Origin of the sequence: Clostridium sp., from assembly GCF_018372875.1 — a bacterium.
GTDB lineage: Bacteria > Bacillota > Clostridia > Clostridiales > Clostridiaceae > Clostridium.
Map to the genome: position 1 here is coordinate 38,718 of NZ_JAHAIF010000008.1, position 26,521 is coordinate 65,238.

Genomic DNA, 26,521 nt, shown 5'->3' on the forward strand with positions numbered 1-26,521 from the left:
ACTTTTAGTAAAGTCCTGTTAGAATTATAAAGCATAGAATACTAAGAATTACTGTTATAGTAATAAAACAATTCTTTATGATATTTATATTATAGGCATTCTTAGCTTTTAAATATAAATTAATATCTTCTATATCTAAATTAGTGTCATCTATTTTAATATATGAATTAAATAATTCATCATATAAAACATCATCAGCCTTTAAAGTTTCAGAGTCAGCATCCTTTGGTAGCTTTTCCCCCTTAAGATACTCTAATTTCCATAGGTAAAAAGTAGCTTTTCTCATAAATATCCCCCATATGTTTTTCTTTCATTATAGAATTAATAATATTACTTGTAAATAGCTTTCACTAAGCCTATTCTAATTCAAAAGCTCCAGTATAGAGTTGATAATATTTTCCTTTTTCCTTGATTAAAGATTCATGACTACCACGTTCAATAATTCTTCCTTTTTCAAGAACCATAATAACATCTGAATTCTTAACAGTTGAAAGTCTGTGAGCAATAACAAAAACAGTTCTACCTTCCATAAGTGAATCCATTCCCCTTTGAACTATAGCCTCTGTATGAGTATCAATAGAAGAAGTAGCTTCATCTAGAATCATAACAGGTGGATCAGCAACAGCAGCACGTGCAATTGAAATAAGTTGTCTTTGACCTTGAGATAGATCACTTCCATCTCCAGAGATGATAGTATTATAGCCATTAGGTAACATTCTTATAAATCCATCTGCATTAGCTAATTTAGCAGCTTGTATACATTCTTCATCAGAAGCATCAAGTCTACCATAACGAATATTTTCCATAACTGTTCCTGTAAATAGGTTAACATCTTGAAGAACAATACCTAAGGATCTTCTTAAGTCATCCTTCTTAATCTTATTTATATTAATTCCATCATATCTAATCTTACCATCAGCAATATCATAAAATCTATTAATTAAATTAGTTATTGTTGTCTTACCAGCACCTGTTGCACCAACAAAGGCTATTTTTTGTCCAGGTTCTGCATATAGGGATATATTGTGAAGAACTATCTTTTCTTCATTATACCCAAAGTCTACATCAAAGAATCTAACTTCACCTTTAAGTTCTGTATAAGTAACAGTTCCATCACTATGAGGATGTTTCCAAGCCCAATGATGACTATGATCCTTAGTTTCTATAAGCTCACCATTTACCTTGTTTACATTTACTAAAGTAACGTATCCTTCATCTTCTTCCCACTTTTCATCTATTAGTTCAAATATTCTTCCGGCACCTGCAATGGCCATTACAATTGAACTTAATTGCTGAGAAACTTGGCTAAGAGGCATAATAAAGCTTCTTGAAAGTTGTAAGAAGGAAGCAATCATACCTAAGGTTAAAGTTCCAACTCCACTTAGACTTACATTAGTAACACCTAGAATGGCAAGTCCACCTCCTACAATAGCCATGGAAACATAAAGAATATATCCCATATTATTCATTAAAGGTCCAAGCATATTTGCAAATCTGTTAGCTTCAGTAGCATTTTTACATAGCTCTTCATTCTTTTGGTTAAACACTTCTTTTGCTTTATCTTCATGGCAAAATACCTTAACAACCTTTTGACCATTTATCATTTCTTCAATATAACCATTAACATCCCCAAGAGATTTTTGTTGGCTTACAAAGTATTTACTAGATTTACTTGTAATATTTCCAACAACCTTAAGAATAATAAAGGTAAATAGAACAACAAAAATAGTTAACCAAAGGCTTAATGTAAGCATTGAGACAAATACAGCTATAATAGTTACCACAGAGGAGAATAGCTGAGGAATAGATTGTGTAAGCATTTGTCTTAAGGTATCAGTATCATTTGTGTAGTGACTCATAATATCACCATGAGAGTGAGTATCAAAATATCTTATAGGAAGTTTCTGCATTTTCTCAAACATTTCATCCCTTATTTCTTTAAGTACTCCCTGTGCAATAACAACCATAACTCTGTTATAAAATAGGGTAGCAATAACACCTATTAAATAAATTCCAGCCATTATAAGAATTAATCTAGCTAGTCCTGAAAAGTCAGGCACAGCCTCAAGTAAAAGGGGAGTGATATAGTCATCTATAAGTGTCTTTAGGAATAAAGTAGATACAACACTTGCTACAGCGCTTAGTAATATACTAACTAAAACAAAAATAAATTGTATTCTATACTTACTTATATATGAAAGAAGCCTTTTCAGTGTTTTTGAGTCTGCTTTTTTACTCATTGTCACTTCCTCCCTTCATTTGTGATTCATAAACTTCTTTGTAAATTTCGCTTGTTTTTAATAGTTCTTCATGGGTACCAATTGCAGCAACATTACCATCATCCATTACAATAATCTTATCTGAATCTTGTATAGAAGAAACTCTTTGAGCAATTATAACCTTAGTTGTATTTGGTATTTCTTCTTTAAAGGCTTTCCTAATTAAAGCATCTGTCTTAGTATCAACAGCAGAAGTAGAGTCATCTAAAATTAATATTTTAGGCTTCTTTAACAGAGCACGTGCAATACATAGACGTTGTTTTTGACCACCTGACACATTAGTACCACCTTGTTCAATATAAGTATCATATCCCTTAGGGAATGTTTCAATAAAGGAATGAGCTTCTGCTAATTTACAAGCACGAATAAGCTCTTCATCTGTAGCATTTTCATTACCCCAACGTAGATTTTCTTTAATGGTTCCAGAGAATAACACATTTTTTTGAAGTACAACTGCAACTTCATTTCTAAGTGTTTCAATATCATAATCTCTAACATCAATTCCGCCAACCTTAACTGAACCACCAGTTACATCATAAAGTCTTGGTATAAGTTGAATTAGAGAAGATTTAGAGGAACCTGTTCCCCCTAAAATACCAACTGTATCACCAGAATTTATCTTAATGTTGATATTATTTAAGCAAAGCTTGTCTGCATTTTTTGAATAAGAGAAATTAACGTTTTTAAATTCTATATCACCATTATTTACTGTCATAACAGGTGAAGTTGGGTTCTTTAAATCTATCTCTTCATCTAATACTTCTACAATTCTTTCTGCAGATGCCCTTGATATTGTAATCATAACTATAACCATTGAAAGCATCATAAGGCTTGAAAGAATTTGGGTAGCATAGCTTAATAAGCTCATAAGTTCACCAGTACTTAAACCTAAATTAGCATCACCACCAGAAGCTACAATAGCTCTTGCTCCAAACCATGAAATAAATATGGTAGTAGCATACATACAAAGCTGCATAAGTGGAGCATTATAAGATACAGTTTTTTCTGCCTTAGAGAAATCTTTGTAAATTTCATTAGATACATCTTCAAACTTATCTATTTCAAAATCTTCACGTACAAAGGATTTAACAACTCTTATTCCATGTAGATTTTCTTGTACAATACTGTTTAACTTATCATAAGTTTTAAAAACTCTTTTAAAAATAGGATGAACCCTTGTCATAACAAACCATAATCCTACACCTAAAACTGGTACAGTTACTAAGAATATTAGTGATAACTTTATATCGATAGTAAATGCAGCAAAAAGTGAAAATATGAGCATTATTGGTGCTCTAACTGCCATACGTATTATCATTTGATATGAATTTTGGACATTAGTTACATCTGTTGTAAGTCTTGTTACAATGCTTGCAGTAGAGAATTTATCAATATTTGAGAAGGAATAATCCTGTACCTTGTAGTACATATCCTTTCTAAGGTTCTTTGCAAATCCAGCTGAAGCAATGGCAGCCTTTTGACCAGACATTATCCCAAAAAATAATGAAATAGCTGCAGAAATAAGTAATGCTATGCCCATCTTTAGAATAAAAGGCATATTTCCTTGATCTATTCCATAATCAATTAGATTAGCCATAAGGATAGGAATAACAACTTCCATAGTTACTTCAAAGCACATAAAAATTGCAGATAAAATAGAATCTTTTTTAAATTCTCTAATGCTTTGTGCTAACTTTTTTATCATATGATTACCTCCTGTGTTAATTAGTTGTTGCATATAGTTTATAATGGAAACAATGTTTGATATCCAACATTATCTACAAATAAAAAAGTCGATAATTACGACTTTTATTGAAGGTTGTTTTTCATTCTTTCAATATAAGATTGTAGAGTTTCTAGTTCTTCATCTGAAAATCCCTTAGTTAAAAGTTTTTCTATTGTTTCCTTATCTTCATTGATAAGCTCTGATATTTTACTAGCCTTAGGAGTTAATACCAACTTTTTTAATCTACCATCATAAGGAACAGAATGTCTTTCTACAAGTCCTTTTTGAACCATTAAGTTTACAACCTTAGAAGCAGTAGAACGAGTAACACCAAATTCTTCTTCTAGGTCTTTTTGAAACACATCTCTATCTAAATTGTGAGATAAATAAGTTATAATCCAGCCATTAGTACCAGTTATTTGATCCACAATTTTTTTATTTAAATGTTTATCTATATACCTTTTAATCATGTTGTTTAAGCCCCTAAGTTCAATTCCAATCTTACTATATTTCACTAAAAAACCTTCTTTCTAAACTGTAGCATATACAACTGTTTGATATACAACAATTATAGTGAAAAAACTTTTAATAATCAATAAAAATTATATATTATTATATAGAATATTGTTAACACCTTTATGTTATAATTTACCTAAATAGTTAATTAAAGTGGGGTAAAATATTTTGGCTTTCAGTAGTAATAACTGCAGTGGGGATGGTTGCTGCTTTTCTTCTTAGTTCTTCATTAAAAAGGATTTTTCCTAATGTTAATGATGGAATGATTGGGCTTACAAGAAACAATCTGTTTCGGTTAATACTCTTTGCTATGTCAACAATTATATTTCCTCCTATAGCAGAGGAAGTCTTTTATAGAAAAGCAATGATAAAATTTGATACAAAAGGAATTTTGATTTTGACATCATTTGTGGGAATGATTTTGTATGCCTTAGAGCATTCACTATCATGGCTAGGAATTTTAGAAACATGAAATTATGCTACTAAAGAATCCGATATATGTTGATTTTTCAAGTGAAATATTAAATTTTGGTTATAATTTAGAAGCTACTAGTATCTATATTGAATTAGAGGATAGTAGCATGTATTCAGTTCAATATTTTAATTGGAAAGATGGTAAAGCTTATTGGAGAGATAATTTTTCTGTAAGCTGTAGCGAAGTATTAAAATTAATAAGTGGAAGGTTGTTATATGAGGAAAAAGGGATAGAAAAAATAGCTTTAATACCTAAACTAAAAAATGAATTATTTACATCAAATGATTGGTTTGGTAACCTACTTGAAAGTTGGACAATTACTGGAAGTGTAAATTATCCTTTTGGTTCAACTAAACAACGTGGATATGTTTTTTATAAATTGGATTTAAAAGAAGATGTTTGTTTTGGTGGAAATATATTTAATTATGAACATTATATTCTACCATTTAGAGTTCCCTATTCTGAGACAGAGGCAACTAACAATTTATTTAATGAAAACTTAAGACAACACTATACAAATTTTAAAACTAAAGTCTATAGAGAAACTAATGAGTAAAGGCTAAGTGATAATATATGAAAATATGCTATTAGCCTATGAAGATAAATTAATTTGGATTAAAAATGTTAAGGAGTTGAAGGTGATATTATAATGACAGAGGAAATCTTTAATAGAATACAATCAAAACTTAGTAAATTTAAATTTTCTTCTATGAATTATATAGATTATGAGGATATATGTAATTATGAAGTTAAGGTGGAAAATGACAATATAATTTTAATATATGGATTTAATTATGAAGGTAAAGTAAATGAATATCACTGGGCAACAAATTCAGTAGAGTATCTAATAGATCGTTTAAAACATAAGAAAGAGTTTTTAGTAACTTTTATACCTCATGAATGGGTTTCAAAGCTAGAGGAGGGAGGGCTAATAATTAGAAATGCTTGGCATGACTACTTTAAGTATAGTCTTAATGAAATAGAGCCTTCAGATGATTTTGAATTTTTAACCATAGAAGAGTGTGAAGAAGCTTCAAAAGTAACTATGATGTGCAAAAATCAAAGTAGGGGTTTTACTGGTCAAACATCTAAATGGATGAAGGAATGGATTAGTAATACTGAGGACTCTGGGAGTAATTCAGGAACAAGAAATAATGGAATAATAATTGAGAGAGATATTAATAATGAAATAATAGGTCTTATATGTGTTGCTACATATGGACATGAAAGCAAAAAAGGATCAATACTTTGGATTAGAGAGGTTGCAGTTATTCCTAAGTTTCAAAATATGGGAATAGGTAGAAAGCTTATACTTAAAGCTCTTGCATATGGTAAGAAGTATAATGCTGCTAGAGCCTTCCTTGCTGCTGATGAATGTAATTATCCTGGAATTCATTTGTATACAGACATTGGTTTTGTACCTAGTGAAGAAAAAAGTCAAATAGATATGATTAAGAGGGAAAATTAATAAAAAAGATTGGAAAGAGCATAAATAGGATTTATATAGCAAAAAAATAAAATTTATGAGATAGTACAATTATAAAAAGAGGATCCAATTATTATATTGAATCCTCTTTTATAATACTATTTATTAAATATATTTACTTAGGAATTTAGATATACCATTCCAATACATATCAGGGTTCACTTTACTAGATTTAGCATGTCCTGCCCCTTCAACTACTAGCTTCTCTTTTGGTGCTGAACAAGCATTATACACTTGCTCTAGCATTGAAAACGGCACAAAATCATCCTTATCTCCATGAATAAAAAGTGTAGGAGTTTTAGATTTTTTTACTTGTTCTAATGGAGAAGCATCCTTTAACCAATAGCCGGCTCTAAACTTTCCAATTAAACTAGCTGTATGCATCATTGGAAAAGGTGGTAATCCAAAAAGTTCATCTAATTGATAAGAGAATTGATCCCAAGCTGATGTATATCCACAATCTTCAATTATAGCTTTAACATTAGAAGGTAAATTCTCACCAGAAACATTCATTACAGTTGCAGCCCCCATAGATACTCCAAATAAAACTATTTCCGAATCTTTGTCAACATCTATTATATAGTTAATTAGGTCAATTATATCTAACCTTTCATCCCAACCCATTCCAATGTAGTCACCTTCGCTCATTCCATGTCCTCTTAAATCTGGTATAAGAACATTATATCCTATGTCATAAAACTTTTTTCCATAGTTAGACATAAGCTTTCCTTCAGAAGTATAACCATGCACTGTGATAACCCATTTGTTTGAGTTATTCTTTAATAAATAATTATGTAGTTTAAGCCCATCCTTAGATGTTCTATAAAGAGATTCATAACCACTGTCATTAAGTAACCAAGTTTCAGCGTCAATATTAACTTCACCACTTGTTTCATTTTGAGATATGGCTTCTGTACTTTCTTCGTCTGATCCAAAAACTATTGATTTATCTGTTGTAGGATCTAAGGCTAAATTATATAAGTAGGTTCCTCCCAAACCTAGGGCTAGTCCAATTATTACTGTAATTATTATTGCAATACTAATTATTATCTTTTTTATTTTACTCATTACATTTCTCCTTATTTAAATTTATTAAATTATAGCATATTTATTTTGATAGTCAAAGTAAATATTTGCATATATAGGAGGTGAATTGCAGAACAATAAAAATAATAATTAAGAATAAATTAAGTTATGTACTGTAAATTTAATGGTAAAATATATATGTAATATGCAATTTGTGGGGTGTTAAAATTGAAAGATGCTTTAACGATTATAGCAATATTAATAGCTATAGTTGTAATAGTGGAATTTATAAAATTATATTTAATTCATATGAAAATTAATAAGACTACAATGGGGGAAAGTGGACTTTATAGAAGGTTTATAAAAAATTTTAAACTATTAGTTTTATTTACAATAGTAGGAGCTTTAGTGTTTGTCATCAATTTAATCTCAGAGGGAATCCTCTGAGATTTTAATCTTTTATAGGAAAATTTTATAAGAGGTGTTGACATATATCCAAATATATTATATATTATAATCACAGAATGAAAATCATTCTCAACAAGGTGTAAATTATTAATTAGCTTCATAGTTAAATTATTTCACACATGAATCAAGAATATTTATGATTACACCAATAGCATAAATAGAAGCTATAATAAATTTATACATACAAACAAAATTTTTCATCGCGAATCTTTTCTCTACAAAAAGAGTACCTTTAAAAGAGGGTACTCTTTTTAACTGTCTAGTAAAGTATAAAATTTCAATTAGCTATAAATCAAAGGTATTATTAAAGTTTAATATTAAAAAATATAAAATAAAGGATAGTAATTTTATATTTTCCTTACCTTAAGTAAGAAGGGAATAGATATTTATTTTTCTGTGACTTGGAGCTTGCGACGGAACAAGCAAAATAAATATCCTCTACACCTTTTTAACATTCCTATATTTAGTATAGCCAATTGTATGACTTCTATGGTAGCATATGGTTATCATAGATAAAAGGGAGAATGTTATGAATATAAAACTTAGACTTATAGAAAAAAATGATAAAGAAGAGTATTGGAAGGCAGGTTTTGAAAATCCAGATGAAGAAATGCTTCATTATACAGCTACTACAGAAAAAGTTGACTTTAAAATAATTGATAAATTTGTAGATAAGCTTGTTGATGATGAGGAAAGGAGACATTTCTTAATTATAGGAGATGGTAAAATTATTGGAGAAACTTCATTAATGGACATAGATTTTGAGAGTAGAATCTGTGGCTTTAGAATAGCTCTATTTAATAAAAAGTATTTTGGTATGGGGATAGGGTATAGGGCAGTATATGAAACTATAAAATATGCTTTTGAAGAATTAAAGCTTCATAGAGTTGAATTAGAGGTATTTGATTATAATAAAAGAGCTAAGAGGACTTATGAGAAGGTTGGTTTTAAAGAGGAAGGACGTCAAAGAGATGGATTATTCTTTAAAAATGAATACCACGATGTTATTTTAATGTCTATTTTAGAGGGAGAATTCATAGCTTAAGGAATAAGTAAGAAATAAAATATTAAAAAGTAATTTTTTCATCCTAAAATAGTAATAAATAAATTGATATAAGGGGCAATAAGGGTGAAAATTAAGTTTATTTTACCTGCACTTGAAGAAGCTAAAAGTCCATACTGGAGGCCAATAAAGTATTCTTTATTTCCTCCACTTGGATTAGCTACGCTTGCTTCTTTTTGCGGTGAAGAAGATGAAATAGAAATAGTAGATGAACATATTGAAATTCTAAAGTTAGATGATTTTCCAGATTTAGTTTGCATTGAAACATATATTACTAACTCATATAGGGCATATGAAATAGCAGACCATTATAGAAATAAAGGGGTAACTGTGGCATTAGGAGGACTACATGCAACTTCATTGCCATATGAAGCTAAAAAGCATTGTGATGTGGTTTTAATAGGACTTATGAAATAGGAATAATGATAAATGGAAGCTTTATATTTGGACTTGATGATGATAAAAATGACGTTTTTGCTAGAACAACAGAATGGGCAATAGATAATGGAATAACAACAGTAACAAATCATATTCTAACTCCATATCCAGGAACTCCAATTTTTGAAGAAATGAAAAAATCTAATAGGATAATTACAGAAGATTGGAGAAAGTATGATACAAGACATTTAACGTTTAATCATCCCAATATAACAAAAGAGGAAATGGAAAAAGGATATAAGGAAGCTTATAAAGAATTCTATAAATGGAGTAACATATTTAAGGACTCAAAAAATCATGAAGAATTAAAAATGAAACTAAAGCATTTTACATATGCAGGAGCATGGAAGAAGTTTGAGCCAGTATGGAACTTTTTGATAAAAACAGATATGTTACCAAAGGCTAGAAGAGTACTTGTTAACACTTTAAAATAAATTTAAATATGAAGGATGAAGTTTATGAAGAGATACAAATGTGTAATATTTGATTTAGATGGTACAGTGTTAAATACAGAACGAATGAATATGATACCTTTACAAAGGTTAGTAAAAGAAGAGTTAAATATTTTTATTCCTTATAATGACCTACTTAAATATATGGCTTATCCAGGAATAAAGACAATAGAAGAATTAGGATTTAAGGATATTGAAAAATCCTATGCTAAATGGGTAGAATATGTAAATAGCTTTGAAGAAGGAGCAACACTTTATGAAGGTTTTAATAAACTTATTCCTAGATTAAACGAATTAGGAATTAAATGTGCAATTGCAAGTTCAAAAATGAAAAAACAGTATGAAATAGATTTTTCTCCAACAGGTCTTGAAGAATATATTTCGTGTACAGTACTTGCGGAAGATACAGAACGACATAAACCTTATCCAGATCCACTGCTTAAGGTTTGTGATACATTAGATCTAAATGGTGAAGAATGCATATATATGGGGGATACATTATCAGATTATAAAGCAACTAAAGCAGCAAATATGGATTTTGCCCTAGCTAAATGGGGAGCAGCATCAATTGATGGAATTCAAGGAGATTATCTTTTAGATACCCCATTAGATTTATTAAAATACATATTAATATAAAAAGATTGAATAATATAGTTGACTATGCCCTTAGGGAGTACTCTATTATGTATCTTAAGAGGTGAGTATATGTTAATTAATGAGGTATGTAAAAGCACTGGTTTAACTAAAAAAGCTATTTTATATTATGAAAAGGAAAAGTTTATAACCCCAAGTAAGCTTAGCAATGGATATAGGGATTATAGCAATGAAGATATAAAGATATTACAAGAGATATCATTATATAGAAAGCTAGATATTTCAGTAAAGGACATTATGACTATATTAAAGTCTAATGACAAAAAAGATATACTAAATAAAATAGTACTAGAGAAAGAGCAAAAAGAGATCAGGCTAAAAATAGATAAGATTTATCTGGAAAGATTAATAGAGGGAGATATGTCAATTAATGAAATATCCAAGTTAAATGATGAAATAATTCAAGAGGAAAAAAAGAGTGGGGAATTTATAAAGCGTGAGCTAAAAAGAGCTTTCCCAAAGGAATTTGGAGAATATATGGCATATCATTTTTCACCATACTTAAACGAACCATTAGATACTATAGAAAAAATTAAAGCATGGCATAATATAGTTGATTTTCTAGATAATATACCACAATTTAAAATACCTAAGTTCATACAAATGGGGCTAGAAAATTCCAGTGATGAAATTAGAAAGAAAACATACGAAGCTACAAAAAGTAAGATGGAGGCATTATTAGAAGCCCAAGGAGAAGAACTAGAAGAGTATAAGAAAGAGCTATTAGGATACGTAGATAAACAAAAAGAATGGTCACTTTTACCATCTTTGAATCCATTTTTTAATTTCAAGAAAAAACTTATGAACTTCTACAAAGAAAGTGGATATTATGAAGTATTTATTCCTAATATGAAGGTGTTAAGTAAGGAATATAGAGAATATAGCGAAAAGCTTAACCTTATAAATGATAAGTTATCTAAAGAACTAGGAATAAAATATGATGAAAACTATAAAATAATTAGAGTTGATGAATAAAAGGAGTAAACACTGATGATAACAGTGTTTACTCCTTCTAAAATTCTCTTTCAAATAATTGAATTTTATCTTTATCTTCAAAGTCCTTTAAAGACTCTATTCCTAATCTACCTAACACATCATCCAAGGTATCAGAGTGAACAGGCACTTGAATTGCAGATTCCTTAGCAAAATTATCTACAGATTCCTTTCCTCTAGCAATAGGAACATTAGCTTTAGGGCCACCAACACATCCACCAACACAACCCATTCCTTCAAGGAAGCTAGCATTTATTTCTCCATTTAAGGCAGAATTTAAAATCTTCTTACATTCAACTACACCATTTGCTTGAATAGCTTTAAAATTCTTTATTTGGTCAGGATATAGTTCCTTTAGTACATCATGTACAGCTATTGATACCCCACCAGTCCTTGCATATAATCTACCACCCTTAGATGCATATTCCTTAGTTGGTACTCCTTCTAAATCTCTTGGCCTTATGTCCATAGCATTAAAAATCTCATCAACCTCTTGGAAAGTAAGTACAAAATCTATAGCACCAGCCACATCCTTTTCTTTAGCTTCAGCTTTTTTAGCAATACAAGGACCAACAAAAACAACCTTGGCCTCAGGATTTAATTTCTTAATAATTCTACCTGCTGCAACCATTGGGGAAACAGAAGGAGAAAGATCATCAATTAATTCATTATATACTTTTTTAAGCATTCCAACCCACATAGGGCAACAACAGGATGTAATCATTAAATCATTAGGACTCTTTACATGTTTATTAAATTCAACAGCTTCTTTGATACTTAGAATATCTGCTGCAAAAGCTACCTCTACCATATCCGTAAAGCCCATTTGAATAAAGGCAGCTCTTAGTTGATCCATTGTTACATCGTCACCAAATTGACCACTTATAGCAGGGGCAACAGCTGCAATAACAGTTTTATTATTTTTTATTAAGTCTATTATTGGGATATACTGAACCTTATCTAATATTCTTCCAGATTTACATGAATCTACACATATGCCACAACCTAAACACTTATCCCCATCTATTTCTGTACTTCCTTTTTCATTATCAAAATATATTGCATCAAAAGGACAGGCTCTTTGACAGTTATATTTATTATCATCACCCTTGCAAGAATCGTCACTACAACATTGAAGTTTTTCTACAACCTTTTTTTGAACTGTATAATGGGTAATAGCTTTCTTTAAGTTATATAAATAGTTGTTGTCAAATTCTATTTTTACTCCACAAAGAGAAGTTATAATTTCAAATGTTTCCTGTGGAGATGATTCATGACAAGTAATAATTCTGTTTAAAGTTTTGTCAAAATCACCTTCATAATAAGATTTAACTAATGTATCAAATAAATCATTATATTTATTATGCATAATACCCTCCTACTGGAAATTTATAAATTAGTATATGTAAAAATACAATATTTATTCAAAAAAAGAAAACCCCTATTGGAGTTTCTTTTATAGAATGATTTAATTATTCAATTACTTCTTCAAAACTTTCTTTTGTAGCATTACAAATTGGGCATGTCCATTCATAAGGTAAATCTTCAAATGGTGTTCCAGCTTCAATTCCATTATCTTCATCACCTATTTCAGGGTCATAAATATAGCCACAAATGGAACAAACATATTGTTTCATTTCATTTTCTCCTTTTTCGTTATAAACTTAATAAAAGTATATGCATTTATATTGATTATGTACTATTACTTTCATAAATATATATAAATTATTGAAATATTACTGGACTTGAGAAAAATGGTATATTATGATAAAGTTGTTTTAGATAATAGAAACACAGGGGGGCTTAAATTGGTAAGCTGAGAGTGAAAGCCGTATACTTTCTAACCCTAGGAACCTGTTTGGTTAATACCAGCGTAGGAAGTTGTTAATGTAATTTGATTTTAATGTACAAGCATCTTTCTGCTTGTACATTTTTTACTTTAAGGAGGAATTTATGATGAAACATTGTTTAACAATTGCAGGGTCTGATAGCTGTGGTGGAGCAGGGATTCAAGCAGATTTAAAAGCTTTTAGTGCAAATTATGTTTATGGGATGAGTGTGATTACTGCAGTAACTGCTCAAAATACTCAAGGAGTATTTAGTGTACAAGATATTGATGATGAAATAATAAAGAATCAAATTGACGCAATATTTACTGATATTAGGGTAGATGGAGTAAAGATTGGGATGGTTTCCAAGATAGAAACTATAAATGCTATTGCAGAAAAACTTAGACAATATAAACCAACTAATTTGGTAATAGATCCAGTTATGATTTCTAAAAGTGGGTTTTCTTTACTAAAACCTGAGTCTAAGAAGACTCTAATTCAAAATCTACTGCCACTAGCAGATTTAATAACACCCAATATTCCTGAAGCTGAAGAAATTCTTAAAGAAATAGGATCATCAATTATAAATATAAAAACAAAAGAAGATATGTGTGAAGCTTGTAAGGAACTAATTAAATTGGGATGTAAGAATGTTCTACTAAAAGGTGGACACCTAGATGGTGAAGCTATAGATGTGCTTTTTAATGGAGAAGAATTTCATTATTATACTTCTGAAAGAATTCACACAAAGAATACCCATGGAACAGGTTGTACTTTATCCTCAACAATAACTGCAAATCTTGCAGGAGGATTATCTATGGAAGAAGCAATAAGTGAAGCAAAGAGATATATTACAGTTGCAATTAAGCATTCTTTAGATATAGGTAAGGGTGTTGGACCTACAAACCATTTTTATGAACTATATAATAAAAGTGGTGTGATAGAATAATGGATATAAAAGTTTCTATAGGTGATTTATTAGAAAAGGTGAGAGATGGGGCACCTTTAGTACATCATATTACTAACTATGTAACTGTGAATGACTGTGCTAATATAACCTTAAGCATTGGTGGGTCACCTGTTATGGCAGATGATATAAATGAGGTTGAGGCTATGACTTCTATAGCATCTTCTCTTGTAATAAATATAGGTACCTTAAATTCTAGAAAGGTAGAATGTATGCTTAAGGCTGGAAAGAAGGCTAATGAAGTTGGAATTCCTGTTATTTTGGACCCAGTTGGGGCAGGGGCTACACCATATAGGACAAAAGTAGCAAAAACTATAATTGATAATATTAAATTAGCAGTAATAAGGGGAAATTTATCTGAGATAAAGACTTTATATGGAATTAATACAAAAACTAAAGGAGTAGATTCCTTAGATGATACTTCTATAAAGGATGAATTAGAGAAAGGTAAACTTTTAGCAAAGGATTTCTCTAAAAGTGTAGGTTCAATAATAGTTATAACAGGAGCAATTGATATTGTTACGGATGGAAAGATGATTTATACAGTGGAAAATGGACATAAAATAATGTCTAAGATTACAGGAACAGGGTGTATGTGTTCCTCTCTTATTGGGTCGTATTTAGGAACTCATGAGGACAACCTTATAGCAGCTTTAAGTGGAGTTGTTTCTATGGGTATCTCTGGAGAATTAGCTTATGAAAGTCTAAAAGAAGGTGATGGAACAGGTACTTTTAAGGTTAAACTTATGGATAATATTTACAATTTATCAAAGGAAGTAATTGAGAAAAGAGGTAAAATAAATGAAGAGTGTTGATTATACACTTTATCTTGTAACAGATAGAGATGTTTTAAGCGGAAGAGATTTAATAAAATGCATAGAGGATAGTATTTTGGGTGGAGTAACTTTAGTTCAATTAAGAGAAAAGAATGTTACATCTAGAGAATTCTATGAAATAGCTATTAAGGTTAAAGAAGTAACTTCAAGGTATAATGTACCTCTAATAATTAATGATAGATTAGATATTGCACTAGCCATTGATGCTGATGGCCTTCATATAGGTCAAAAGGATTTACCTGCTTTGGTGGCTAGAAAGATCCTAGGTAAAGACAAAATACTAGGGGTATCTGCTGCTACTTTACAAGAAGCTTTAAAAGCTGAGAAGGATGGTGCAGATTACTTAGGTGTTGGAGCTGTTTTTAGCACATCAACTAAAAAAGATACAAGAGATGTATCTTATGAAACTTTATCTAGCATTACTGCATCAGTTAATATCCCTGTTGTAGCCATAGGAGGTATAAATGAAAATAATGTTACTAAACTTAAGGGAAGTAATATTCATGGAATTGCAGTTGTATCTTGTATACTAGGTAAGGAAGATGTTAAAGGAGCTGCAGAAAAAATGTTATATAGGTTCAAAGAATAAATAAGCTTTTAGTTACATATTTTAAGCACTGCATAGCAGTGTTTTTTCTTTATATATTTAAGAAACCATTATATAATATTTTTGTAAAGGTTATCGATAAAAAAGAGTGTTTTATAGATGTTAAAGTGTGTTGTTAAATTTGAAAAATGATACACTATGGTTATTTAACAAATGAAAGAACTATTAAATGTATTGAAAAATTGATACAGATTGTTTTGTGAGTTGAAAAAATACCTTAAAAATTGAATATTAGATGTTGGCATAATTCTTGCTTTATTAAAGAGCATAAGAATTACATTTAAATGTAAAAAGAAAGAGAGGTTATACAAATGAAAAAAATATTTTTATTCTGCGAAGCAGGAATGTCAACTAGTTTAATGGTTTCAAAAATGCAAGAAGTTGCAAATAAGCACAATCTTGATATTCATATTGAAGCTTTTCCAGCTGGAAAGTCACATGTGTTAATCAATGAAAAGAGACCAGATTGTGTTTTGCTTGGACCGCAAGTTAGATTCTTATTCAATAAGATTGAAGAGGATTGTATACCATTAAATATTCCAATAGCTCCAATTGAACCGGCATCTTATGGTGCAATGGACGGAGAAAAGGTGCTAAAGCAAGCAATAAGATTAATCAAAGGTAATTCAAAGTAAAATTTAATAGTATCTAAAGAACTGGAGGGTAAATCAATGAATACTATAATGAAAAAGATGGAAAAAGTATTAATGCCACTTGCAGAAGTTATCGGTAAGAATAAATACCTAATAGCAATTAGAGATGGTTTCTTAATTTCTACACCTTTATTAATAGTAGGTTCGCTATTCCTACTTATTGCTAACTTCCCAATACCAGGATGGGATGAAATGATTGCAAGATTTTTAGGTGAAGGTTGGGCAGCGAAGCTTTCAGTTCCTGTTTCAGCAACTTTTGATTTAATGACTATACTTGCAGTTGTTGGTATTGGTTATAGTTTAGGTAGAGAGTTAGATATTGATGCTATACAAGCTTCAGTAACAGGTCTTGTAGCATTCTTTATAGTTACTCCATTTTCAAGAACCTTTACGCCAAAGGGAAGCGATATAACATATGATGTTTCTTGTGTGCCACTAGATTGGGTAGGCTCAAAAGGATTATTCCTTGGTATGATAGTAGCACTTGTTGCGGTAACTATATTTGCTAAGATACTTAAAAAAGGTTGGGTTATAAAACTTCCAGCAGGAGTTCCACCAACAGTTGCTAAGTCTTTTGAAGCTTTAATTCCAGCTGCTATAGTTATGACAGTATTCTTCTTAATTAACTGGGTGTTTACATTAACAAGTTATAGCAATTTACACAATTTCATATTTAAGATTTTACAAGTTCCATTATTAAAATTAGGTAATACTTTACCTGCAATGGTAATAGCATATCTATTCTTACATGGATTCTGGTTCTTTGGTATAAATGGTTCAAGTGTGGTTGGTGCAGTATTTAATCCAATTTTAAAGGCATTATCTGTAGAAAATCTTGATGCATTCAAAGCTGGCCAAGAAATACCAAATATAATTACAGGACAATTCCAAGATATGTTTGCAACATTTGGTGGTGCAGGGTCAACTTTATCTTTAATAATAGCTATTTTCATAGTTTGTAGAAGCCAAAGAATTAAACAAATGGGTAAATTATCATTTTTACCAGGTGTCTTTGGTATAAATGAACCTATTATATTTGGTCTTCCAATTATGTTAAATCCGTTAATGTTAATTCCATTTGCTTTAATACCAACAATCAATATAATTATTACTTATTTCTGTATGACAGCTGGTTTAGTTCCACTTACAAATGGTGTACAAATTCCATGGACAACTCCACCAGTAATTTCAGGTTTCTTAGTATCAGGATGGCAAGGTTCAGTGTTACAATTAATATTAATAATTTTAGGTGTTGTACTTTATATTCCATTTATTAAGATGCTTGATAAGCAATACTTAAAAGAAGAAGCAGTAAATGCAGCAAATGACGAAGATGATGATATAGATTTTGATGATCTAACTTTATAAACTTAGGAGATGTTATAGATGAAGAAAGTATTATTAATTTTAAATCATGTACAAGCAGGTATGGGAAGCGATGAAAATGCTCATATACCACCAGCAGGAAAGAAGACAGCTATTGGACCTGGTAAAATGATGGAACCATTCCTAACTGATTTAGGTGGGGAAATAATTTCAACATTGTACTGTGGTGATTTATATTATAGAGATAATGAAGAAGAAGTTAAAAAGAAATTTGTAGCAATGGTTAAAAAGCTTAGTCCTGATGTAGTTGTATGTGGACCAGCTCTACATTATCCAAACTTTGGAGAAATGGCAGGAGGATTAGCTGAGGAAATTAATAATAATAGTGGGATTCCTGCATTTGCAGCTATGTCTGTAGAAAATCCAGGAACTGAAAAGTATAAAGATAGAGTAATAGTTGTTAAAACTCCTAAAAAGGGTGGAATCGGCTTAAATGAATCTATTGAAAATATATGTAAAATGGCTATTAAGTTAGCTAACAATGAAAATGTAGATGAATTAAAAAATAAGGTTTGCTTCTAGTAGACCTAGTATAGAGGGGATATTTATGAACAAGATTGATGAAAAAATCCTTCAATATAAGGAGGATATGATAAAATCCATTGAGAGACTTGTAAATATTCCTAGCATTGAAGGAGCATCTTGTATAGATGCTCCTTTTGGAGAATTTAGCAAAAAAGCCTTATTTGAAGCCTTAGATATATCAAAGGAGATGGGCTTTAAGACTAAAAATATCCAAAATGCTATAGGGTATGCAGAGTATGGAGATGGAGAAGATTACGTAGGTATAATTGGACATGTAGATGTTGTACCTGCTAATGAAGAAGGTTGGATAACACCACCTTTTAAAATGGATATAAGAGATGGAAAGCTTTATGGTAGAGGCGTATTAGATAATAAAGGTCCTATAATATCTTGTCTATATGCATTAAAAATAGTAAAAGATCTTAATATTCCACTTTCTAAAAGAGTAAGAATTATATTTGGTTCAAATGAAGAGACAGGTTTTAAAGATATTCCATATTATCTTATTAATGAAAAACCACCAATTTCAGGTTTTACTCCTGATTGTAAGTTTCCTGCTGTTTATGGCGAAAGGGGAATTTTAGATATAACTATATGCAGTAAAAAACTAAGTGATTCTGGTATTAAATCAATTAATGGTGGATTTAGAAGTAATGTGGTTCCAGATTTTATTCAAGTTGATTTTAAAGATGGTAAATCTATTACTAATAGGGGGAAAACAGCTCCAGGAAATGCACCTGAAAGTGGTATTAATGCTATTACAAGTTTATGTGAAAGCTTAAGATATGAAACCTCTTTATGCAAAGAAGAAAGAGAGTTTTTTAATTTTATATATAAAGTATTTCACAAGAATTATGATTTAAGCAACATAGGTATAGAATGTAGGGATGAAATATCAGGCAGTCTAGTAACTAACCCTTACTCTTTAAAGCTTGAGGATGGCATGCTTAAGTTATCTGTTGTGTTTAGATATCCAATGTCATATAGCTACAAAAGCATAATGGAAATAATAGGTGTATTATCAGAGTATTCTATTATAGAAAATAGAAGAATGGATTCTGTATTCTTTGATAAGAATGCTCAAATGCTAAATGTTATGAAGGATGCTTATGAAGAGGTAACAGGAGAAGATGGTACCCCTGTTACTACTACAGGTGGAACTTATGCTAAGGTAATGCCTAATATAGTAGCTTTTGGTCCTTCTTTTCCTGGTCAAAAAGGAATTGCTCATAATTCTAATGAATATATGATAATTGAAGATCTTATAAATATTACAAAGATATATGTTAGAGCTATAATAGGACTAGCAAACTAAGAATTAAAGCGCCATCACAGAACACAAAAAACAAGTTTTAGGACCTATGGTATGGATGAAAAAAGTGTATTATTTTAATGACTAGTGTGTTTTTATAAAGGCTGAAGTAGAAGTTTTTGACACACTTCTTTATATTACTACAGAAAGTACTTAGAAAATAGGATAAATAGGTATATACAGTGTTTTGGCACAGGTTTTGCTATTTAAATCTTCAGAAAGAAAAATCTTTATTTTCTTAGGAGGAATAGTTATGGAATTTAGAAAAGAGAGAGATTCTATTGGAGAAAAACAAGTACCTAGTAAGGCTTATTATGGAGTACAAAGCTTAAGAGGGCATGAAAACTTTAGAATTAGTGGTCAAACAATCAATAAGCAACTTATAAAAAATCTTTCTGTTGTTAAGAAAGCTTGTGCTATTACAAATTGTAATGTGGGAGAACTTAAAGAAGAATATAAAGAGGCTATAGTTAAGGCCTGTGAAGAAGTATATAGTGGTAAGTTTGATAATGAATTTATTATAGATCCAATTCAAGGTGGGGCTGGAACATCTTTAAATATGAATATAAATGAGGTTATTGCAAATAGGGCCAATGAGATTCTTGGATTTAGCAAAGGGGAGTATTATCCAATACATCCAAATGACCATGTAAATATGGGACAGTCTACAAATGATGTAATTCCTACTGCTGCAAGCCTTACAGCTTATGAACTTTTAAATGGCTGTATTGAAAAACTAATAAAGCTATCCTATGAATTTAATATAAAAGCAGAAGAATTTACAGATGTTATAAAAATGGGTAGAACTGAAATGCAAGATGCAGTACCTATAAGTTTAGGTTCAGAATTTAAGGCTTTTTCAATGGCAATAGGAAGAGATGTAAAAAGATTAGAAAGTGTTAAGGATTCATTATTAGAAGTGAATTTAGGTGGTACAGCTGTTGGTACTGGAATTACAGCAAATGAAAAGTATATAGATTCTGTAGTTTTAGAATTAAGCAATATATTTGATGAACATATAATACAATCATCAAACCTTGTTGATGGAACACAAAATTTAGATAAATATGCTGAGGTATCATCACAATTAAAGGTTTGTGCAGTTAATATAAGTAAGATTGCTGGAGATTTAATTTTAATGTCATCAGGACCAAGAGCAGGCTTTGGAGAAATAAGATTACCTGCAAGGCAAAATGGTTCCTCAATAATGCCAGGTAAGGTTAATCCAGTAATGCCAGAAGTAATGAAAGAAATATCATTCCAGATCATGGGCAATGATTTAACAATTACTATGGCTACACAAAGTGGTCAATTAGAATTAAATGCGTTCTATCCAATAGTAATTCATAATCTATATGAATCTCTTGTTATTTTAACTAATGGTGTAGAAACATTTATAGAGAACTGTGTTAAAGGCATTGAAGCTAATGAAAAGAGATGCAACAACTTAGTTGATGGAAGTATAGGAATAGTTACAGCTTTAGCACCAATATTAGGTTATGAAAAGTCAGCTGCTATAGCAAAGAAAGCTTTGAAAACAGGAAAGTATGTTAAAGAAGTTGTTCTTGAAGAGTGTGATATAAATGAAACTGAGGTTTCTAAGATACTAAATACAAGAGAAATGGCTAAAATATCTATAAATCATTAATTAAAAAAAGGAGTTATCGCTAGCAAATTTTTATCTGCTAATGCCACAGCTCCTTTTGTTTTTAGCAACACATTATAAATATGATTAAGAAAAGTAGTTCTGTTTCTGATAAATTAACATTATAGTATTTTTCAATTAGTCCCTTTATATTATTTGCAATTGAATAATATTCAGGATAATTCATCTTTAGCTTACTTATAGAACTAGTAGGGGAGTATTGAATGAAATCAATTCTGTCATAAATCATATCTACATGAATACTAAAGAAATTCTTTATAATATCATCTGTAAAGGAAAACTTTAGTTCAGGATTTTCTTTAAAAATACCATTAGTTAAATCTTCATATGCAGATGGATGAAAGTAGAAGTTATAGCTTGTACCATTATCTATAACTGCTTTGAAGTATTTAGTGAAATCTTCACGTATTTGATGAATATCAAGCTCCTTATTATTAGCTATTTTTATGGATATAGCTGTCATAAATTCTTTGTAGCTAAGTAAAATGGTTTGTTTTTGTTTTAAGAATGAATGACTTGTAATTTGTGAGTTCTTATCATATATAAAATAACCATCTGTATCTGCCATTAAATCCACAAGTCTTAGTGCATCTTCTTTTGGTGAAAGAAGGGAGGATTTAATATCATTTTGAAAGTCTGGACTATTTATTTTTATTTGCTTTTTGTGATGTATAAAATAGTCTGAATAAGCATTAGCTACAGCAAGTTTAATATCGCTTTTTAATTGACCTACATTATAGGGACAATTATATGATAATAAGGCTATCATGGAGTTTTTTGATACTAATACGGGCTTGTCTAATCTCAAACTTTCATCTTTAATAAACCTTTCAATTAAGGTTAGTCTTTCCTCAATAAATCTATCTTCTAGACTTGGCAGATAAATTTTAACTGGAATTCTTCTAATAAAAGTATCTAAAAGTGAGGCGTTTATATCCTTATTAGTAGCACATATAATTCTTGCAGAAGACTTTATTTTCTTAGAAACCTCTCCAAATCTTCTGAAATACCCTGTATCCATGTATACAAAAAGCATTTCTTGACCTTCTTTTGGCAAGTTATGTATTTCATCCAGAAATAGTATTCCACCGTCAGCTTCTTCAATTACGCCTTTTCTATCCTCAGTTGCTCCAGTATATGTACCTTTTTTAACACCAAATAATTGTGAACTTAAAAGCTGAGGGTTATTAGAATAGTCTGAACAGTTAAAATGCACAAATGGAATATCCTTTGTATTATCTAAGGAGTTAAAATACTCATGCATAAGTTTAGCTAACATTGACTTACCTACACCAGTATCACCAATTATAAGGGAATCCATTCCGTTAGGTGGATAAAGTATAGCAGTTTTAGCCAGCTTTACAGCCTCTGAAAGGGAAGGGGATAAATAGCATAAATTGTCCAAAGAGGATTTGTGAGTAATATCATTAGTATTTGGATTATTAAAAAAGTATCTTACAGGTCTTGAATTATTTTTAAATACCATTCCATTTTTAACTAGGTTATTTAAGTCTTTAGATACATTAGAACGTTCTAAATTAAGGTATTCACTTAGTTCTATAGTAGAAACACCTTCACCTTTATCTAAATCTTTTAAAGAATTGTAGACTAAATCTATTCTCTTCATAAATTCTTCCCCCTTTAATTCTTGTGTTTGTATAATTTATAATAGATATGTATTATAAATTATATGAAAACCAATACAAACTGTATTAAAAAAATAACACACTATAATTTGTAACATAATTATACAATACACTAATTTATGTTATCAATGAAAATATGAATTTAACTAGTATTTATATGCTTTATAATAGTTGGCATGTTAATTGCTATAAAAATAGACATCAAAATAATATTTGGGAGGATGAGGTTTATGAAATATGCAATGATAGCTACATGGAGAATGGCAGTAGAAGGAATAACAAGCTCTAAGGAAATATTAGAAAAGGGCGGTACAGCAGGTGATGCTATTGAAAATGCAATAAAGATGGTTGAAGATTATCCTTTTTATAAATCAGTAGGTTATGGTGGATTACCTAACGAAGATTGTGAAGTTGAATTAGATGCAGCATATATGGATGGAGATACTTTAGATATTGGTGCAGTTGCTGGTATAAAGGATTATAAAAATCCTATTTCAATTGCAAGAAAGTTAAGCAAAGAGAGATTTAATTGCTTCTTAGTTGGTGCAGGTGCAGAAGCTTATGCTCATAAAGAAGGGTTTGAAAGAGTTAACATGTTGACAGATAGAGCTAAGATGCACTATCAAAAAAGAAGAAAAGAAACAATAGAAAAAGGTTTAAGCCCTTATGATGGACATGACACTGTAGGTATGATAGCCTTAGATAGTGAAAAGAAAATGGTGGCTGGAACATCTACAAGTGGTTTATTTATGAAGAAAAGAGGAAGAGTTGGAGATTCTCCACTTTCAGGTTCTGGTTTCTATGTTGACAGTGAAGTTGGAGGAGCATCAGCTACAGGCCTTGGAGAGGATTTAATGAAGGGATGCATATCTTATGAAATAGTAAGATTAATGAAGGAAGGATATCATCCACAAGAAGCAGCAGATAAGGCAGTGGAAGACTTAAATGCAGAATTAAAGAGAAGAAGAGGTAAAGCTGGAGATTTATCTGTTGTTTGTTTAAATAACAAAGGGGAATTTGGTGTTGCAACTAATATTGATGGCTTCTCATTTTCAGTGATGACAGATGATATGGAACCAACAGTTTACGTATGTAAAAATGTTAATGGAAAAACTACTTATGAGGTGGCAAGTGAGGAGTGGTTAGATGCATATCTAAAGAGAATAAAGTCACCAATAACATTTGATTAAAAGAGGTAGAAAAGTATGTATGAAGCTTGTGTAGGAAATTATAATGAGGCAATTAGTGCTTTTAAAAGAGGTGCTAATAGAATTGAACTTTGTGACAATTTAATGGAGGATGGAACAACTCCAAGTGTTGGAACTATTAAAAAGACAATAAAGGATGTAAATATACCTGTTATGGTAATTATAAGACCTAGAGGAGGAAGCTTTGAGTATTCAGAAGATGAGGAAGAAATAATGCTTGAAGATATTCAGGTATGTAAAGAAAATGGTGCTTATGGAGTTGTAATAGGAGCGTTAAATGGAAAAGAAATTAATATGAATGTTACTAAAAAGTTAGTGGAAAGAGCTAAGCCTTTAAGCATAACCTTCCATATGGCTTTTGATGAAATAGAAGATAAGTTTAAGGCCATAGACCAATTAGTAGAATTGGGTGTAGATAGAATTCTAACTAAAGGTGGATGTGAAAATGCATTAGCAGGTAAGGATTCACTTAAAAAGCTAGTAGAATATGCAGATGATAGAATTACTATAATGCCAGGTAAAGGTGTTAATAAAGAAAATAGAGACTATATCTTAGAGTATACAGGCGCAAAAGAAATACATGGCACAAAAGTAGTATAAGTTTTGAGGTGGTATTTTGAATATATATGAAGAAGCTTTAAAGTTTCATGAAGAAAAGAGAGGTAAGCTAGAAGTAACTTCAAGGGTAAAGATTCAAAACGAAAAGGATCTTAGCTTAGCGTATACTCCAGGGGTAGCTGAGCCTTGTAGAGAAATACATAAGGATGTAACTAAGGCCAATATCTATACAAGAAAATGGAATACAGTTGCAGTTATATCAGATGGTACAGCAGTATTAGGGCTAGGAGATATTGGTCCTTTAGCAAGCTTACCAGTTATGGAAGGTAAGTGCGTACTATTTAAAGAGTTTGGAGATGTAGATGCAGTACCAATAGTACTGGATACAAAGGATCCTAATGAAATAGTAGAAACAGTTAAAAGAATAGCACCTTCCTTTGGTGGAATTAATCTAGAAGATATATCTGCACCAAGATGTTTTGAAGTTGAAAAAAGATTAATTGATGAGTTAGATATTCCAGTATTTCATGATGATCAACATGGTACAGCTATAGTTGTTTTAGCAGGACTTATAAATGCTCTAAAAATAGTTAACAAGAATCTAGAAGATTTAAAGATTGTAATTAATGGCTCTGGCTCAGCTGGAATTGCTATAGGAAAGCTTTTATTACATTCTGGTGTGAAAAATATTGTTATGTGTAATATAAATGGAGCAATTTATAGATGGATGGATTATGAAAACTCTTCTATAGAAGAAATAGCTAACATAACTAACCCTAACAATGAAAAGGGAAACCTTTCTAATGTTATTAAAGGAGCAGATGTATTTATTGGTGTTTCTGTAGGAAATATTGTTTCAAAGGATATGATAAAATCTATGAACAATGATGCTATAGTTTTTGCTATGGCAAATCCTGAACCTGAAATAAATCCAAATGATGCAAAAGAAGCTGGAGCAAGAATAGTAGGTACAGGAAGAAGTGATTATCCTAATCAAATTAATAACGTCCTTGCTTTCCCTGGAATTTTTAGAGGAGCTTTGGACGCAGGAGCTAAGAAGATTACTACTGAAATGAAGCTTGCAGCAGCTTATGCAATTGCAAATGAGATTTCTGATGATGAGTTAAATGAAGAAAATATTATTCCAAAGCCATTTAAAGAAGGCGTAGCTATGAAGGTAGCTGAAGCTGTGTTAAAAGAAGTAAAATAGATACTAGGGATTATGAGGAGAAATTGCTTGCAATTTCTCTTTTTTAATTATAAAAATACTGACTTATCATCAAAAAAATTATATACTTAATACATTAGTAATATGTAAATGATGTACCTAAAAAAGATCTAATATCTAAATCTAATGATTCTTTGTTTATGAAGATTAATAAGGAGTATTTAAAAGATACTTTTAATCATGAGCAGAATTTAATTATAAATGATGATGGTAAAAATATATTAGTAGCAGGATGTGCCCATAAGGGTATAACTAATATTCTTAGTGTTGGAGAAAATATCTGCAATGAATTTTTTGATTATGTTATTGGAGGGTTCCACCTTTTTAATCCAGTATCTAAAAAGTATGAAGATAATGAATTAATAACCTCAATAGGTTTTGAACTTAATAAGAGAAAAACTAAGTATTATACATGCCATTGTACTGGAACAAATGCTTTTAAAATCTTAAAAGAAACACTAAAAGATAAGATTAATTATCTATCTGCAGGAACAACTATAGAGCTGTAGATTATAGAGTGTTGA

General features: G+C 30.5%; 29 protein-coding genes and 1 riboswitch. Of the genes, 21 read left to right on the forward strand and 8 right to left on the reverse strand.

All coding sequences use genetic code 11. The annotated features are described in order from the left end of the window. Positions 1 to 4: 4 nt before the first annotated feature. From KIB46_RS04450 to KIB46_RS04465, 4 genes are all read right to left on the reverse strand, one after another. Positions 5 to 286, reverse strand: a complete 282-nt coding sequence (locus KIB46_RS04450; RefSeq protein WP_291670986.1) for a hypothetical protein — start codon at positions 284 to 286, stop codon at positions 5 to 7. Positions 287 to 356: 70 nt separating this feature from the next. Next, positions 357 to 2,240, reverse strand: coding sequence for an ABC transporter ATP-binding protein (locus tag KIB46_RS04455; protein ID WP_291670987.1), 1,884 nt, complete (start codon positions 2,238 to 2,240; stop codon positions 357 to 359). Next, positions 2,233 to 3,984, reverse strand: a complete 1,752-nt coding sequence (locus KIB46_RS04460; RefSeq protein ID WP_291670988.1) for an ABC transporter ATP-binding protein — start codon at positions 3,982 to 3,984, stop codon at positions 2,233 to 2,235. The genes KIB46_RS04455 and KIB46_RS04460 overlap by 8 nt, the downstream gene beginning before the upstream one ends. 104 nt (positions 3,985 to 4,088) lie before the next feature. Beyond that, positions 4,089 to 4,520: a MarR family transcriptional regulator gene (locus tag KIB46_RS04465; RefSeq protein WP_291670989.1), complete on the reverse strand. Its 432-nt coding sequence runs from the start codon at positions 4,518 to 4,520 to the stop codon at positions 4,089 to 4,091. A gap of 200 nt (positions 4,521 to 4,720) precedes the next feature. On the opposite strand from KIB46_RS04465, the gene KIB46_RS04470 reads away from it, so the two are divergent. The 3 genes from KIB46_RS04470 to KIB46_RS04480 all read left to right on the forward strand — a co-directional run bounded on the left by KIB46_RS04470 (position 4,721) and on the right by KIB46_RS04480 (position 6,464). Further along, positions 4,721 to 4,993, forward strand: coding sequence for a hypothetical protein (locus tag KIB46_RS04470; protein ID WP_291670990.1), 273 nt, complete (start codon positions 4,721 to 4,723; stop codon positions 4,991 to 4,993). Between the two features lie 4 nt (positions 4,994 to 4,997). Next, the gene (locus KIB46_RS04475) at positions 4,998 to 5,552 is read left to right on the forward strand and encodes a hypothetical protein (protein ID WP_291670991.1); all 555 of its coding nucleotides are present in this window, start codon (positions 4,998 to 5,000) and stop codon (positions 5,550 to 5,552) included. 93 nt (positions 5,553 to 5,645) lie between these two features. Continuing rightward, positions 5,646 to 6,464 (forward strand): GNAT family N-acetyltransferase, encoded by an 819-nt coding sequence (locus tag KIB46_RS04480; RefSeq protein WP_291670992.1) that lies wholly within the window; start codon positions 5,646 to 5,648, stop codon positions 6,462 to 6,464. A gap of 123 nt (positions 6,465 to 6,587) precedes the next feature. Here the strand turns inward: KIB46_RS04480 and KIB46_RS04485 are convergent, their stop codons facing one another. Beyond that, positions 6,588 to 7,550: an alpha/beta hydrolase gene (locus KIB46_RS04485; RefSeq protein ID WP_291670993.1), complete on the reverse strand. Its 963-nt coding sequence runs from the start codon at positions 7,548 to 7,550 to the stop codon at positions 6,588 to 6,590. 186 nt (positions 7,551 to 7,736) lie between these two features. Here KIB46_RS04485 and KIB46_RS04490 point away from each other — a divergent pair, with 186 nt between their 5' ends. The 6 genes from KIB46_RS04490 (at position 7,737) to KIB46_RS04515 (ending at position 11,558) form a co-directional block, all read left to right on the forward strand. After that, positions 7,737 to 7,955 carry a hypothetical protein gene (locus KIB46_RS04490; RefSeq protein ID WP_156561124.1) on the forward strand — a complete coding sequence of 73 codons (219 nt, stop codon included), beginning with the start codon at positions 7,737 to 7,739 and terminating at the stop codon, positions 7,953 to 7,955. Between the two features lie 550 nt (positions 7,956 to 8,505). Next, positions 8,506 to 9,021: a GNAT family protein gene (locus KIB46_RS04495; protein ID WP_291670994.1), complete on the forward strand. Its 516-nt coding sequence runs from the start codon at positions 8,506 to 8,508 to the stop codon at positions 9,019 to 9,021. Positions 9,022 to 9,105: 84 nt separating this feature from the next. Further along, positions 9,106 to 9,456: a hypothetical protein gene (locus tag KIB46_RS04500; protein WP_291670995.1), complete on the forward strand. Its 351-nt coding sequence runs from the start codon at positions 9,106 to 9,108 to the stop codon at positions 9,454 to 9,456. A 5-nt stretch (positions 9,457 to 9,461) separates the two neighbouring features. Further along, the gene (locus KIB46_RS04505; protein ID WP_291670996.1) at positions 9,462 to 9,911 is read left to right on the forward strand and encodes a hypothetical protein; all 450 of its coding nucleotides are present in this window, start codon (positions 9,462 to 9,464) and stop codon (positions 9,909 to 9,911) included. A 24-nt stretch (positions 9,912 to 9,935) separates the two neighbouring features. Continuing rightward, the gene (locus KIB46_RS04510) at positions 9,936 to 10,565 is read left to right on the forward strand and encodes an HAD-IA family hydrolase (protein WP_156561122.1); all 630 of its coding nucleotides are present in this window, start codon (positions 9,936 to 9,938) and stop codon (positions 10,563 to 10,565) included. Positions 10,566 to 10,634: 69 nt separating this feature from the next. Next, positions 10,635 to 11,558, forward strand: a complete 924-nt coding sequence (locus KIB46_RS04515; protein ID WP_291670997.1) for a MerR family transcriptional regulator — start codon at positions 10,635 to 10,637, stop codon at positions 11,556 to 11,558. 37 nt (positions 11,559 to 11,595) lie between these two features. On the opposite strand, the gene KIB46_RS04520 is transcribed toward KIB46_RS04515, so the two are convergent. Both KIB46_RS04520 and KIB46_RS04525 read right to left on the reverse strand, forming a co-directional pair. After that, entirely contained in the window at positions 11,596 to 12,945 is a 1,350-nt protein-coding gene (locus KIB46_RS04520) for a [Fe-Fe] hydrogenase large subunit C-terminal domain-containing protein (protein ID WP_291670998.1), read from the reverse strand. A 103-nt stretch (positions 12,946 to 13,048) separates the two neighbouring features. Further along, entirely contained in the window at positions 13,049 to 13,213 is a 165-nt protein-coding gene (locus KIB46_RS04525) for a rubredoxin (RefSeq protein WP_156561119.1), read from the reverse strand. A gap of 148 nt (positions 13,214 to 13,361) precedes the next feature. After that, a riboswitch (TPP riboswitch) is annotated at positions 13,362 to 13,474 on the forward strand. Positions 13,475 to 13,532: 58 nt separating this feature from the next. Here KIB46_RS04525 and thiD point away from each other — a divergent pair. The 8 genes from thiD to KIB46_RS04565 all read left to right on the forward strand — a co-directional run bounded on the left by thiD (position 13,533) and on the right by KIB46_RS04565 (position 21,339). Continuing rightward, the gene (gene thiD, locus KIB46_RS04530; protein WP_156561137.1) at positions 13,533 to 14,354 is read left to right on the forward strand and encodes a bifunctional hydroxymethylpyrimidine kinase/phosphomethylpyrimidine kinase; all 822 of its coding nucleotides are present in this window, start codon (positions 13,533 to 13,535) and stop codon (positions 14,352 to 14,354) included. Beyond that, complete coding sequence (thiM, locus tag KIB46_RS04535; protein ID WP_291670999.1) at positions 14,354 to 15,187, forward strand: hydroxyethylthiazole kinase; 834 nt, start codon at positions 14,354 to 14,356, stop codon at positions 15,185 to 15,187. Before thiD ends, thiM begins: the two co-directional genes overlap by 1 nt. Further along, positions 15,174 to 15,797, forward strand: coding sequence for a thiamine phosphate synthase (thiE, locus tag KIB46_RS04540; RefSeq protein ID WP_291671000.1), 624 nt, complete (start codon positions 15,174 to 15,176; stop codon positions 15,795 to 15,797). Before thiM ends, thiE begins: the two co-directional genes overlap by 14 nt. Before the next feature lie 329 nt (positions 15,798 to 16,126). Then, positions 16,127 to 16,450, forward strand: coding sequence for a PTS sugar transporter subunit IIB (locus KIB46_RS04545; protein ID WP_027098449.1), 324 nt, complete (start codon positions 16,127 to 16,129; stop codon positions 16,448 to 16,450). A 36-nt stretch (positions 16,451 to 16,486) separates the two neighbouring features. After that, on the forward strand, positions 16,487 to 17,836 hold the full coding sequence (gene celB, locus KIB46_RS04550; RefSeq protein WP_363290178.1) for a PTS cellobiose transporter subunit IIC: 1,350 nt from the start codon (positions 16,487 to 16,489) through the stop codon (positions 17,834 to 17,836). 18 nt (positions 17,837 to 17,854) lie between these two features. Beyond that, a complete protein-coding gene (locus tag KIB46_RS04555) occupies positions 17,855 to 18,376 on the forward strand; it encodes a GrdB-related putative oxidoreductase (protein WP_291671001.1) in 522 nt (173 codons plus the stop codon). Positions 18,377 to 18,401: 25 nt separating this feature from the next. Beyond that, positions 18,402 to 19,694, forward strand: coding sequence for a Sapep family Mn(2+)-dependent dipeptidase (locus KIB46_RS04560; protein WP_291671002.1), 1,293 nt, complete (start codon positions 18,402 to 18,404; stop codon positions 19,692 to 19,694). Between the two features lie 250 nt (positions 19,695 to 19,944). Next, positions 19,945 to 21,339 (forward strand): aspartate ammonia-lyase, encoded by a 1,395-nt coding sequence (locus KIB46_RS04565; protein WP_156561114.1) that lies wholly within the window; start codon positions 19,945 to 19,947, stop codon positions 21,337 to 21,339. Positions 21,340 to 21,400: 61 nt separating this feature from the next. Here the strand turns inward: KIB46_RS04565 and KIB46_RS04570 are convergent, their stop codons facing one another. Then, the gene (locus tag KIB46_RS04570; protein WP_291671003.1) at positions 21,401 to 22,984 is read right to left on the reverse strand and encodes a sigma 54-interacting transcriptional regulator; all 1,584 of its coding nucleotides are present in this window, start codon (positions 22,982 to 22,984) and stop codon (positions 21,401 to 21,403) included. A gap of 249 nt (positions 22,985 to 23,233) precedes the next feature. Here KIB46_RS04570 and KIB46_RS04575 point away from each other — a divergent pair, with 249 nt between their 5' ends. The 4 genes from KIB46_RS04575 (at position 23,234) to KIB46_RS04590 (ending at position 26,506) form a co-directional block, all read left to right on the forward strand. Continuing rightward, a complete protein-coding gene (locus KIB46_RS04575; protein WP_291671004.1) occupies positions 23,234 to 24,193 on the forward strand; it encodes a N(4)-(beta-N-acetylglucosaminyl)-L-asparaginase in 960 nt (319 codons plus the stop codon). A gap of 15 nt (positions 24,194 to 24,208) precedes the next feature. Next, positions 24,209 to 24,811: a copper homeostasis protein CutC gene (locus KIB46_RS04580; RefSeq protein WP_291671005.1), complete on the forward strand. Its 603-nt coding sequence runs from the start codon at positions 24,209 to 24,211 to the stop codon at positions 24,809 to 24,811. 16 nt (positions 24,812 to 24,827) lie between these two features. Beyond that, the gene (locus tag KIB46_RS04585) at positions 24,828 to 25,979 is read left to right on the forward strand and encodes a malic enzyme-like NAD(P)-binding protein (protein WP_291671006.1); all 1,152 of its coding nucleotides are present in this window, start codon (positions 24,828 to 24,830) and stop codon (positions 25,977 to 25,979) included. Between the two features lie 158 nt (positions 25,980 to 26,137). After that, positions 26,138 to 26,506 carry a hypothetical protein gene (locus tag KIB46_RS04590; RefSeq protein ID WP_291671007.1) on the forward strand — a complete coding sequence of 123 codons (369 nt, stop codon included), beginning with the start codon at positions 26,138 to 26,140 and terminating at the stop codon, positions 26,504 to 26,506. Positions 26,507 to 26,521 lie beyond the last annotated feature (15 nt).